The organism is Gordonia westfalica, assembly GCF_900105725.1.
Taxonomy (GTDB): domain Bacteria; phylum Actinomycetota; class Actinomycetes; order Mycobacteriales; family Mycobacteriaceae; genus Gordonia; species Gordonia westfalica.
This window is the reverse complement of sequence record NZ_FNLM01000034.1, coordinates 3,851,313-3,863,429: the sequence shown is the minus strand read 5'-3', so window position 1 is coordinate 3,863,429 and position 12,117 is coordinate 3,851,313. Positions and strand designations below refer to the sequence as shown.

Genomic DNA, 12,117 nt, shown 5'->3' with positions numbered 1-12,117 from the left:
GTCAAGCGCGAGGGCAGGGGGCGGTGATTGATGAAACCCGACAACTCGGGATCGACGCGACTCGACGACGTCGAACGCGCTCACCTCGTCGACCCGGCGGACGCGAGCTACCGCATCGGCCGATGGGGGCCGAGTCCGGACCTCGACGAGATGATGCGCCGGTTCTGGGTGCCCGTCTGGTCGGTCCCGCCCGGGGCCGAGGCGCCGCAACGCGTGCTGCAGTATCCGGTCTGCCTGCTCGTGATCAGCAACACCTACGCCCGTTTCTACGGAGTCGTCACCGGCCTGTCGGAGACGGTGCTGACCGGTGACGGCTGGGCGGTCGGCGTGATGTTCACCCCGGGTGCCGGCGGGTTGCTGGTGGACGACGTCGCGCAGTGGACCGACCGGTTCGACGAGCTGTCGGTGGTCTTCGGCGAGTCCGGCGAAGGTCTCGCACGGTCGGTACGCGCGGTGATGGAACGCGCGCCCGAGGACGAGGAAACCCAGCGCGCCGCCACCGACATCGTCGAGGAATGGTTGCGCGGATATCTCCCGATGGATGATGACGGCCGGCTCGTCAACGCGATCGTGGAGTGGGTCGAGAACGATTCGACGGTGGTGGCGGTCGCGCAGATCTGTGAGCGGTTCCACGTCACCGAACGCAGCCTCCAGCGGCTCACCCGACGCCGGTTGGGCCTCACACCCAAGTGGCTGATCCAGCGCCGACGCCTGCAGGAGGCAGCCGAACTCCTTCGCGAACCCGACGAGACACTGGCCGAACTGGCCGCCCGACTCTCCTACGCCGACGAAGCCCATTTCGTCCGTGACTTCAAGGCCGTCACCGGGATGACGCCGAGGGAGTTCTCCGCAAGGTTCGCCTGAGCGGACCGAGTACACTCTCTACACGCGTCTGGAAAGCCCGATTGTTGCCGGGATCACACTTTGCCAGGCAGAATCGTCGACATATGGCGAGCGACGGAGGGCGCATGACTGACGCGGCTGCGGTGGCGACACGCATCCGCCGTGCTTACGAGGAGTTCCTCTCCGGTGTCACGCCTCCGTCGGATGCGGTCCGCTCGATCGTCCGTGATTCGTGGGCCCGGTCGTTGAGCCGCGGCATCGACCCCAGCGACGTCAACCCGGCCGACGGCCTGCCGACCGGCGAGTCGGTGCCGATCATGACGGCCGACGAGTTCGCCGAATACCGGGCGACACATCCGATCACCGCGGTCCGGCCGCTGGTGCAGTCGTTGATGGTCGACGCGATCGCCGACACCGGCGTCGTCGTCGCCCTGACCGATCAGGTCGGACGGTTGCTGTGGGTCGAGGGTGACTCCGCGGCCCGCGACAAGGCCGGCCACATCAACTTCGTCGAGGGCTCGATCTGGAGCGAAGAGGCAGTCGGGACCAATGCCCCCGGTCTCGCGCTGGCCGTCGATCGCGGGGTGCAGATCGTCGGACCCGAACACTTCGCCGGCCCGGTTCAGGAATGGAGCTGCGCGGCAGCACCGGTGCACGACCCGTTCACCGGTCACGTCATCGGCGTGATCGACGTGACCGGCGGACGCGAGGTCGCGGCGCCGTTCGCCCTGGCCGCGGTGCGGTCGGTGGTCGCCGCGGTGGAGCGCGAACTCCAGTCGAGCGCCGTCGATCTCGCCGACCCGTCGACCTTCCGCCCGGGTGTCTCGCGGACGAGCGCCGCATACCTCACCGTCCTCGGCGACGGTCCGCATCGGTGGCGTCGCACCGCGGATGCGACGAGTGCGCGCACCGTGTCACCCCGTCACGCGGAGATCCTGGTTCTGCTGCAAGCGTTTCCGGAAGGCCTCAACACCGAGCAACTCGCGCTGAAGCTGGCCGAGGAAGGCCTCGACCCGGTGAGCGTGCGGGCCGAGATCTCCCGGCTACGGCGCGATCTCGGCGCCGACGTCCTCACGAGCCGCCCCTACCGTCTCACCCTCGACATCTCCTCCGACATCGAGGAGATCCGAACACGCATCGAGACCGGCACCGATCTGGCAGCGGTGGTCGACGACCTCGGCCGCGGTGGGCTGCTGTTCGAGTCGACGGCGCCGGGCATCGTCGAGATCTTCGAGGAACTGCGTGAGGACCTGCGGTCCCGGCTCATCGCCGGCGGCGACGTCGCGGCCTTGCGCAAGTGGACGTCGTCGGTCCATGGTCGCGACGACCTGGGCGCCTGGCGTCGCCTTGAGCACCGGCTGCCCGTCGGGCATCCCGACCGCCCCGTCGTCGGCGGGCGCATCAGGTTGCTGGACAAGCGCTACGGCGTGTGACGCTCTCTGCTCCCTGAGGAGGACCGTCCCCTGCTCCCTGAGGAGGTCCGGAGCCTGCGGAGGACCATCCACTGCTCCCTGAGGAGGTCCGGAGCCTGCGGAGGGCCATCCACTGCTCCCTGAGGAGGTCCGGAGCCTGCGGAGGACCGTCTCGAAGGGCACCTTCCGAACGTTGCAACCCTTGTGCAACGAGTCCGCACCTACCGTGTGGAACAGATCACACCGGACGTCCAGTGGTGTCCCACGTGACAGATTCCAGTGCCCTCGAGAAGAGGCCGACACGCAAGGAGTGACCATGACCGTCTTCGCAAAGCCCGGTGCCGATGGCTCGGTGATGAGCTACGAGTCGCGCTACGACAACTGGATCGGCGGCCAGTGGACCCCGCCGGTGAAGGGCCAGTACTTCGAGAACCCGTCGCCGGTGGACGGCAAGACGTTCTGCGAGGTCGCGCGCTCGACCGCAGAGGACATCGACCTCGCCCTCGACGCCGCCCACAAGGCCGCTCCCGGGTGGGGCAAGACCCCCGTCGCCGAGCGTTCCCTCGCACTGCTGCGCATCGCCGACCGCATGGAGGAGAACCTCGAGAAGCTCGCTGTCGCCGAGACCTGGGACAACGGCAAGGCCGTCCGCGAGACCCTCGCCGCCGACATCCCGCTGGCCATCGATCACTTCCGCTACTTCGCCGGTGCGCTGCGCGCCCAGCAGGGCGGGATCTCCGAGATCGACGAGGACACCGTCGCCTACCACTTCCACGAGCCGCTCGGCGTCGTCGGCCAGATCATCCCGTGGAACTTCCCGATCCTCATGGCCGTCTGGAAGCTGGCCCCCGCTCTCGCCGCCGGCAACGCGGTGGTGCTCAAGCCCGCCGAGCAGACCCCGGCGTCGATCCTCTACCTGGTGAGCCTCATCAGCGACCTGCTGCCCGCCGGTGTTCTCAACGTGGTCAACGGATTCGGCGTCGAGGCCGGCAAGCCCCTCGCCTCGAGCAACCGCATCCGCAAGATCGCCTTCACCGGTGAGACCACCACCGGCCGCCTCATCATGCAGTACGCGTCGGAGAACCTGATCCCGGTCACCCTCGAGCTGGGTGGCAAGAGCCCCAACATCTTCTTCAACGACGTCATGGCGTCCGACGACGGCTTCCTCGACCGTGCGCTGGAAGGCTTCTCGATGTTCGCGCTCAACCAGGGCGAGGTGTGCACCTGCCCGAGCCGCGCGCTGATTCAGCAGGACATCTACGACGAGTTCATCGCCAAGGCCGTCGACCGCGTCTCGAAGATCAAGCAGGGCAACCCGCTCGACACCGACACGATGATGGGTGCGCAGGCGTCGAACGACCAGTTCGAGAAGATCTCCTCGTACCTCGCCATCGGCCGGGACGAGGGTGCCGAGGTGCTCACCGGCGGCGAGGCCGCGGATCTCGGCGGCGACCTGTCCGACGGCTTCTACATCAAGCCGACCGTCTTCCAGGGCAACAACAAGATGCGCATCTTCCAGGAGGAGATCTTCGGCCCGGTCCTCGCGGTCACCACCTTCAAGGACTTCTCCGACGCCATGCACATCGCCAACGACACCCTGTACGGCCTGGGTGCCGGCGTGTGGAGTCGCGACGGTGCGACCGCATACCGTGCGGGACGTGAGATCCAGGCCGGTCGCGTGTGGACGAATACCTACCACGACTACCCGGCGCACGCGGCCTTCGGCGGCTACAAGCAGTCCGGCATCGGCCGCGAGAACCACCTGATGATGCTCGAGCACTACCAGCAGACCAAGAACCTTCTGGTCGGTTACGCCCAGAACGCGAAGGGTTTCTTCTGATCTGACCCTTCGAGACGCTCGCAAGCTCGCTCCTCAGGGGGCGGGGGAGGTGATTGAGAATGACCACCGAACAGAGTGCTCCTGATCGGGTGGTCGCCACAGACGCCGCCGTGCAGCTCCTGACGAAACTGTCGGAGTTGCACGGCGGACTCATGATCCACCAGTCCGGTGGGTGCTGTGACGGCTCGGCCCCGATGTGTTATCCGGTGGGGGAGTACCGGGTCGGCCAGCGCGACGTGTTGGTCGGCGAGATCGAGCTCCCCGAACCCATTCCCGCCGTGCGGGTCTGGATCAACGGCGACCAGTTCGAGTTGTGGAAGCACACCCAGCTCATCCTCGACGTCGTGAAGGGACGCGGCGCGGGGTTCAGTCTCGAAGCGCCGGAAGGCGTGCGGTTCCTCTCGCGGGCGCGGGCCTTCACCGAGGAGGAGAACCAGCTCCTCGCCGCGTCGCCGCCGCTGACGGGCGCGACGGTCGGCGACTGAGGAGACTTCCGCAGAGTGCGTCGTGAGTGTCGAAATCCGATACTCACGACGCATTCTCGGTTTCCCGGCAAGACGTCGCCGAGCGCATACCATCGGAGGATGTCGATCTCCGGCGATACACCACCACCTCGTCCGCGCGTGGCCATCACGCCGATGCGTCCGCAACGGTCGACCGAACGCGTGGGAGCCGTCCGCTGGGCGGTGCTGGGCTGGATCGTCACCATCGCGTTGACCGTGGTCACGGTGGTGGTCGTCGTGGCTTCGCTCGACGACATCCGCGCTGTCCTGGCCGCCGACCTGATCCGCGAGCATCCCGAGAGCGGCACCGACGCCGGCCGCGCCGTGGACGTCTCGCTGCTCGTGGGCGCCTGTGTCGCCCTGGTCGTCGTGGTGCTGGGGCGGCGGGTGCGGCGCTGCTGTGGGCCGGGCGTCGGTCGGGGCGGACGATGCTGGTGGCCGGCGCGCTGGTCGCGACCGCCGGCGCGGTGGGCTTCCACCTCACCGTCAGACCGTCGGCGGCAGGGCTTGCCGACGCCGGATTGCCCACGCCGGTGCAGTGGGTGCCGGCGGCCGCGGCGGTGATCGCGCTGATCGCCACCGGGGTCGCGTTCACCCGCGCGGTCAGTGCCTCTCTGCGCTGAATCCTGCTGTCCCGGAAGGTTCCTCGTCGAGGCCGGCGACGATTCCCTCGGCGCTCCGGACCGCCACCTGACATGCCGACGCGACGTCCGGGGCCATCAGCGGATGGCCGGCGAGGGAACGCCACGCGCGAGCGGCCTCGATCGCCGATGCGCGCAGGTCGGGCGCGTCGATCCCCGCCGGGAGACCCAGACGGGTGGCCGGGTCGATCCCCGAACCGCCGATAAGACGGGTGAGTTCGGCGATCTGATCCGCGGGAAGGTCGAGACCGCCGACGCGAATGTTGCTGAGCAGTCGCAATTCCCGGAAGCCGTGCACGTCGGCGAGTTCCCGGCGGACCGCCGCACGCAGTTCGCGCACCTGTGTCGAGGACTGCGTCGCGAGCAGGTGATCGAGCGTCACCAGCGCCGAATGGGATTTGAGCGCCTCGGCGCGCTGGGCGAACTGGGTGTCGATGATCGCGCTCAATTCCGACAGGCCACTGCGTTCGACGAGTTCGGCGGCCAACGCGGTCGACGACGTCGCGCCGAAGCGGATGAGGGTCACCGCGAGCCGGATGCCGAAGACCCCGAACCGATCGGCCAGCGACCGGCGGAGTTCGGCCGGGATGTGGGGCAGGATGTCCGGGCGGGCGAAACGGTCCATCGTCAGCAATGCGGCCTCGAGTTCGGGGCCGGGCGTCGAGGCGAGCTGCGCGAGCGCCCGGAACTCGACCTCGCGGAGCGTCCGCGCCCCGAGCGCGAGGAGTCCGGCGACGGGGACCACGGCCTGGCAGAGACCGGTCCGTTCGAGTTCGCCGGCGAAGCGTCCCGCGATCTGCTGGGCGGAGATCATCGCGTCCATCCGACCAGCACCCAACTCGTCGGCGCGGGAGACGACGCCGATCACCCCCAGCGGACCCGACGACCCGCCGATCGCGGTGCCGATGCGTCGCAGCATCGCCGTGTCGGTGGCGGTGAGCGACCGCAGCAGATAGACCACCGCGTCGACGCCGGACCGGCCCCGGGGTTCATCGCCCCCGGACTCGTCCACGGGCGCCAGGAGGCGGATCGTGGAGTCGGACAACTCCGTCGACAACGACGCGGTGCCCGGCGTGTCCACGATCGTCGTGGATTGCAGTGCGCGGGCGGGCCATTCGACGTCCAGATGGTCGACCTGCTCGGCGGTGAGGCGTCCGAAGTCGAAACCCAGCCGCCCGTCGATGCGGGTCACCGGGATGCCGACGGCACGACCGTCGTCGACGTGTGCGGTCACCGACGGCGACCGACCGTTGCGATACCAGGTCACGACCCGCGTGCACTCGGTGGCATCGGTCGGTGCGATGTCTTGCCCGACAAGTGCATTGAGCAATGTGGACTTGCCGGCCTTCAGTGAACCCGCCAGCGCGACCCGCACCGGCTGATACAGCCGGCGTTCGCAGAGGTCGAGCTCCACCTGCGCGCCGGGGTCGCCGGACAGGGCGCCGCGGGCGGCGTCGAGAAAGCCACGCGCACGATCGATCCCGGCCATCAGCGGGGCTGCTCCGAGGCGGGGCGACCGGAGGTCGGTCGAGGTGCGTCGCGTTGATCCGGGCCGAGTTGATCTGGGTCGAGATGATCCGCGGCCTTGCGCAGCGCGGCGACCGCGGTCAGCCGGGCCTCGAGTTCGGCGGTGCGCCGGGCACGCTCCGACTCGGTGGACGTGGCCGCCGACTGTGCGGCACTGAGGGATTCGGAGATGGAACGGGCGGTCTGTTCGGCGACCGAGCTGAAATGGTCGCGCAGCACGCGCTGGATGACCCGCAACCGGTCGCGGGACTCCTTGCCCACCTGGAAACTGACGTCGTCGGTGAAGGCCCGCACCGCCACCTTCGCCTTGGCGCGCCGCTCGAGCACCTTCGCCTGCTTGTCGTCGCGATAGGCCTTGGTGCCCAACAGGAGTCCGGCGCCGACCGACACCGGGTTGATCAACGCCATGCCGACCATCGTCGAGATCAGCCCGAACATCAGCACCCCGCCGTAGGAACCGCGCATCCCGATCAGCAGTTTCTGCGTGACTCCGACCTTGCCGCTGTCGAGTTCGGCGAGTTCGGCCACCGAGTCGAGCACCCCGGTCAGATCGGCGATGTCCACGTCGGGGAGTGAGCTCTGCCCGGCGGCCGCGAAATGGTCGGCGACCCGCTCGGCGAGCCAGACCGACCGCTCGTGAGCCCACACGAAGTTGTCGCCGATCACCGCCGCGGTCTGGTCGGCCAGCCATTCGCTGAGCTGCTCCCAGTCGACGCCGGGATCGCCCTCGTCGATGGCGCGTTCGGCCTCACGGGTGACCGCGCGCAGACGGTCGCGCAGATCGTGATCGATGTCGGCGGCGAGGTCGGCGACACCGTCGGCCAGCGTTTGCTGCCACTGAGCCGATTGCCGGCGCATCGCCTCGGCATCCGTCTTGGCCTCGTGCAGTGCCCGGACGGCTCGGTTCGCGGTGTCCGGATCACGGAGTGCGGCCAGTTCGCTCCCCAGCGTGAGGGCGAGATGTTCGCTGACCACCCGGAGATCGGTGGCGACGGCGCCGCGGGCCGCCTGCCGTGCGGTGGCCACCACCCGCTCGCGCAGGTAGCGGTAGAGATCCAGGAAGCCGGCCTCGGTGTTGAGTTGTTCGTCGTTCAGACGCAGCGCGTGAGTGCGCAGCACCGACGAGACCGGCAACACCGGGATGTCGATGTCGGCGGTCCGCAGGTGGGCGCGGTCGGCCTCGGCGACGGCCCGCCAGTGCGGATACAGGTCGGTCTTCGTGATGAGACAGGCGACGGTCGGGCACAGGCCGATCACCTGCTGGAGGAACGCCATCTCGGGTGCGGTGAACTCCTGGCTGGCATCCGACAGCACCAGTACGGCGTCGGCGGCCGCGACCATGCCCAATGTCGCTGCGGCGTAAGGATGTCCGTGCCCGCCGACGCCGGGGGTGTCGACGAGGACGAGACCGTCGGCCAGCAGTGGTCCGGGCGCACCGATCTCCAGGCGCAACACCTCCCGGCCGCCGGCGAGCGGGGAGTCGGGGGTGATGTCACCGATCGCCTCGAGCGGAATCGGAATGCGATTGTCGGCCGACGGACCGTCGACGACGAGGTGCGCGGTCGGCTCGGGGGCGTGCGAGATCACCGTCGGCACCGCGGTCGTCTCGTCGTCGCCCACCGAGCACACGTCGAGGTCGAGCAACGCGTTGACGAAGTGGCTCTTCCCCTGTTTGAGCTGTCCCACCACGACTATCCGCAGGCGAGGGTCGGAGATGCGGGTCCGCGCGCCGTCGAGTCGGGTCACGAGGTCGGTGCGGCCGGCTTCCCGGGCCACGTCCGACATGGTGGTCAGCAGTTCGCCGATGGTCGACGGGGGATTCGGGGTCGACACGGCACCGGGGGCAGCGGTGACCTGCGCGACGCCGGCCTGCGGGGATTCGGCGGGTGAACTGGTCATGATGTCCTCACGGTAGTGGTGAGCCGGTGCGCACGGTCGGCATTGTGCGTGTCCGCGGGTCCGCCGCGGAAGCGAGGTCGGCCCCGGCACCACCCGCGGCCGTTGATGCGGCCGTCGGGCGATGCCGGGGCGAATCCATCGGGGTGGGGTCAGCCGGCGTCCGGTCCGGCGTCGACGTCTCCGGAAGCGGCCGCACCGGCATCGGAGTCGGCGCCCAGCCCAGCCGTCAGCCCGCCGGTCAGGTCGCCGGTGAGACCACCGGTCAGGTCGCCGGTGAGTCCGCTCGTCGTGTCGGCCACACCCCCGACCGTCGAGTCCAGTGCGCCGCCGAGGTCGACGCCGGCCTCGCCGCCGCCGGTCAGAGCGCCGGAGAAGTCCCCGGGAACCTCGGCGCCGGGAAGCTCTGCGCCGAGACCGCCGACGGCGTCGGTCGTCGCGTCGAGGGTCCCACCCAGTGTCGAGTCGATCGCACCGCCTGCGTCGCCGCCGACGTTCACCACGCCGCCGGCCGCGCCGGAGACTGCGGTCGTCAGGTCGCCGGTGATCTCCGCCGGGAGTGAACTGTCGAGGCCGAGGTCTCCGTCGAGGCCGAGTCCACCGCCGAGACCCAGACCGCCGCCGAGCCCCAGATCACCGCCGAGGCCCAGGCCGCTGTCGAGGGCCGACCCGACCCCGGCGTCCAGCGTCGTCCCGAGCCCGGCGAGTCCGCCGCCGAGTCCGGTCTCCAGGGTGCCGGTGAGATCGCCGGCGACGGTGCCACCGAGTCCGGCGGTCGTCAGGATCGGGGCGCCCACGCTGATGCCGTCTTCCGGGGAGATCACAAGACTCGGGTTGAGCACCGCGCCGAGCTCACCGGTGAGCACGCTGCTGAGACCACCCGTGGCCTGCAGTGTCGAGTCCAGGGTCGTGACCAGGCCGTTGGTGGCCGACAGATCGACCTCGAGGGCGTTGCTCAGCGTGCTGCTCAGCGCGCCGGCGAGGTCCGCTCCGCCTGCCAGTCCGCCGGCGAGGTCGCCGCCGAGCTCGCCGCTCAGTGCGGTACCGAGAACGGCGCCCAGGGAAGCGCCGACGTCGGCTCCCACGTCGCCGCCGGCGCCCAGGACCGTCTCCAGCGTCCCGGTGAGGTCGGTGGCCGTCTCGGTGACCACGCCGAGATCGGCGCCCGCCGCGAGTGCGGCGTCCAGTGCCCCGCCGAGCTGGGTGATCAGGGCACCGTCGACGCCGAGCGCGCCGCCGAGGTCGGCGGCCAGCAGTTCGCCGACACCGAGGCCGGCTCCGGCCGCGGCGTCGAGGATGCCGTCGACGCCTGTACTTGCGCCCAGAACCCCGCCGAGCGCGGCACCCAGCTCGGCAGCGAGTTCGCCGCCGCCGCCGATCGCGGCGCCGAGCTGGGCGGCCAGATCGGTGGTGAGGTCCGCGTCGAGGAGACCGGTCAGATCGGTGCCCAGGACGCCGCCGAGCTCGAGTGCCCCGCCCAGCGCGGCTCCGAGATCGGCACCGGCCGTTGCTCCCAGGACGCCGCTGAGCACGGTGCTCAACGCGGTGTCCAACCCGGCGCCGGCCGACAGCAGCCCGCCGAGTGCGGCACCCAGCTCGCCGCCCAGGCCGCCGACCACGTTCAGTCCGCCTTCGAGGGCGCCCCCGACGGAGCCCTCGATGACGCTGCCGAGGCCGGCGCCCAGTCCCGACCCGAGACCCAGACCGGTCTCGAGTGCCCCGCCGAGACCGGTGGTCAGTTCGGCCGCGAGGCCACCGTCCAGCGCCGCGGCCAGGGTGCCGCCGAGTGCCGCGCCCAGTGCGCCCGCGGCCTCGCCCCCGGCCTCGAGGCCCGCGGCGAGTGCGCCGGAGAGGGTCGCCCCCAGGTCGCCGCCCGCCGCGAGCGTCGACTCGAGGTCGACGAGGCCGCCGGCCGCGAGCACCGACTCCAGCGTCGCCGCGAGACCGGCCTGTGCACCTCCACCGACACCCAGAACCGCGGTCAGCGCACCGCCGAGAACCGCGTTCGCGCCGGCGGCACCGGTCAGTGCCAATCCGCCGGCGGCGGCTGCGCTCGAGGTCAGTGCGACTCCCAACGCGGTGCCGACCGACGCGGCGGCCGTGCCGCCCGCGGCCAGGGTGGAGCCGAGCGCCCCGGTGAGGGTTGCGCCGAGCTCGCCGGAGAGGTCGGCAACGGCCTGCGCGTCGAGCAGTCCGGAGAGCGTCGCGGACAGGTCGCCCGCGACGTCGAGCGTCGAGGTGAGGGCGGCGGTCAGATCGCCCGACAGGTCGGCACCGAGGCCGAGCGCACCGGAGAGGACCGCGGAGATCGCGCCACCCGCACCGAGTCCGGCGGCGAGCGCCGTGGACAGGTCGGCACCGAGCGCACCGCCCGCACCGAGGGTGGCGCCGACCAGCCCGCCGAGGGTGGCACCGAACTCGCCGGCGAGTTGGCCGCCCGCGCCGAGCGCCGTCGACAGCTGTGCGGCGAGCCCGCCACCGAGTCCGAGGCCGGCGCCCGCGGCGAGGACGGCGTCGAGGGATGCGCCGAGTTGACCGACCAACGCGCCGTCGGCGTCGAGCGCGCCGGCCAGCGCGCCGGCGATCAGCGGTCCGGCGCCGGCACTCAGTTCGAGGCCTCCGGCGACCACGGTGTCGAGGGCGGCACCCAGCGCGGCGCCGAACTGTGCCGCCACGTCGCCGCCGGCGCCGAGTCCGGCGGACAGGGCAGCTCCGAGAGCGACGGCCAGCTGACCGGCCAGGTCGAGGTCGCCGAAAGCGATTCCGCCGAGGTCCAGGTCTGCGAGGGAGAGACCGGAGAGGTCGACTCCGCCGAGCCCGATCCCACCGAGGAAGCCGCCGAAGTCGATGTCGCCGAGGCCGATTCCGCCGAGGTTGATGTCACCGCCACCGACGTTGATGTCGCCGAGGCCCAGTCCGCCGAGACCGAACCCGAATCCGCCGCCGGCGCCACCTCCGATGGCACCGCCGATCGCCCCGCCGCCGATTCCGCCGACGCCACCGCCGGCCCCGATGATGGCGCCCAGGCCGCCGCCGGCAGCACCACCGGCGGCCAGTCCGGAGTCGGCGACGAGCGGAGCCGCAGCCGAGATGTGTGCGGGCGTGATCCCGGTGAGCCCGGCGCGGTCGATCGCGGCCTGGGGATTGCCGCAGTAGCTGTTGAACGCGTCCTCGTCGCGGAGCAGACCGAGGATGAAGTCGAGTACCGCATTGGTCGGCATGGCGTCGTTCCTTGCGTCGGGGAGATCGCAGTTCGATCCCGTGTCGAGTCCGACGCTAGGTGCCGGCGCGGTCCGGGACATCGGGGTGAATCCCCAGTCCTGGCCGCGATGGCCGATAGGGGGCCGGGCCCCCGGGGCCGGCGTCGCCGGGGCGCGGAGGGATAGGGACAGGGGAGTTTCCCCCTAATCGTCGTCGAAACGCTAACGACCCGATGGCCGTCGGCGACACACTCC

The 12,117-nt window shown here is 70.6% G+C and carries 8 protein-coding genes; 5 read left to right on the top strand and 3 right to left on the bottom strand.

Features of this window, described 5'->3' with window-relative positions:
* Positions 1 to 30 precede the first annotated feature (30 nt).
* The 5 genes from BLU62_RS23175 (at position 31) to BLU62_RS23155 (ending at position 5,162) form a co-directional block, all read left to right on the top strand.
* The gene (locus BLU62_RS23175; RefSeq protein WP_074852247.1) at positions 31 to 864 is read left to right on the top strand and encodes a helix-turn-helix domain-containing protein; all 834 of its coding nucleotides are present in this window, start codon (positions 31 to 33) and stop codon (positions 862 to 864) included.
* A gap of 104 nt (positions 865 to 968) precedes the next feature.
* Positions 969 to 2,276, top strand: coding sequence for a GAF domain-containing protein (locus tag BLU62_RS23170; RefSeq protein ID WP_074852246.1), 1,308 nt, complete (start codon positions 969 to 971; stop codon positions 2,274 to 2,276).
* 295 nt (positions 2,277 to 2,571) lie between these two features.
* Positions 2,572 to 4,095, top strand: coding sequence for an acetaldehyde dehydrogenase ExaC (gene exaC / locus BLU62_RS23165; protein ID WP_074853191.1), 1,524 nt, complete (start codon positions 2,572 to 2,574; stop codon positions 4,093 to 4,095).
* A 59-nt stretch (positions 4,096 to 4,154) separates the two neighbouring features.
* Positions 4,155 to 4,580, top strand: a complete 426-nt coding sequence (locus tag BLU62_RS23160) for a DUF779 domain-containing protein (RefSeq protein ID WP_074852245.1) — start codon at positions 4,155 to 4,157, stop codon at positions 4,578 to 4,580.
* Between the two features lie 99 nt (positions 4,581 to 4,679).
* Positions 4,680 to 5,162: a hypothetical protein gene (locus BLU62_RS23155; RefSeq protein WP_244278292.1), complete on the top strand. Its 483-nt coding sequence runs from the start codon at positions 4,680 to 4,682 to the stop codon at positions 5,160 to 5,162.
* A 39-nt stretch (positions 5,163 to 5,201) separates the two neighbouring features.
* Here BLU62_RS23155 and BLU62_RS23150 read toward each other — a convergent pair whose 3' ends face one another.
* The 3 genes from BLU62_RS23150 to BLU62_RS23140 form a co-directional block, all read right to left on the bottom strand.
* Complete coding sequence (locus BLU62_RS23150; protein ID WP_074852244.1) at positions 5,202 to 6,728, bottom strand: dynamin family protein; 1,527 nt, start codon at positions 6,726 to 6,728, stop codon at positions 5,202 to 5,204.
* A complete protein-coding gene (locus BLU62_RS23145; protein ID WP_074852243.1) occupies positions 6,728 to 8,665 on the bottom strand; it encodes a dynamin family protein in 1,938 nt (645 codons plus the stop codon). Before BLU62_RS23145 ends, BLU62_RS23150 begins: the two co-directional genes overlap by 1 nt.
* Before the next feature lie 149 nt (positions 8,666 to 8,814).
* Positions 8,815 to 11,883, bottom strand: a complete 3,069-nt coding sequence (locus BLU62_RS23140) for an IniB N-terminal domain-containing protein (RefSeq protein ID WP_074852242.1) — start codon at positions 11,881 to 11,883, stop codon at positions 8,815 to 8,817.
* Between the last annotated feature and the right edge of the window lie 234 nt (positions 11,884 to 12,117).

Excerpts from the sequence above, each read along its gene's own strand:
- BLU62_RS23175 (WP_074852247.1), top strand. The coding sequence starts at position 31 with ATGAAACCCGACAACTCGGGATCGACGCGACTCGACGACGTCGAACGC.
- BLU62_RS23170 (WP_074852246.1), top strand. The coding sequence starts at position 969 with ATGACTGACGCGGCTGCGGTGGCGACACGCATCCGCCGTGCTTACGAG.
- exaC (WP_074853191.1), top strand. The coding sequence starts at position 2,572 with ATGACCGTCTTCGCAAAGCCCGGTGCCGATGGCTCGGTGATGAGCTAC.
- BLU62_RS23160 (WP_074852245.1), top strand. The coding sequence starts at position 4,155 with ATGACCACCGAACAGAGTGCTCCTGATCGGGTGGTCGCCACAGACGCC.
- BLU62_RS23155 (WP_244278292.1), top strand. The coding sequence starts at position 4,680 with ATGTCGATCTCCGGCGATACACCACCACCTCGTCCGCGCGTGGCCATC.
- BLU62_RS23150 (WP_074852244.1), bottom strand. The coding sequence starts at position 6,728 with ATGGCCGGGATCGATCGTGCGCGTGGCTTTCTCGACGCCGCCCGCGGC.
- BLU62_RS23145 (WP_074852243.1), bottom strand. The coding sequence starts at position 8,665 with ATGACCAGTTCACCCGCCGAATCCCCGCAGGCCGGCGTCGCGCAGGTC.
- BLU62_RS23140 (WP_074852242.1), bottom strand. The coding sequence starts at position 11,883 with ATGCCGACCAATGCGGTACTCGACTTCATCCTCGGTCTGCTCCGCGAC.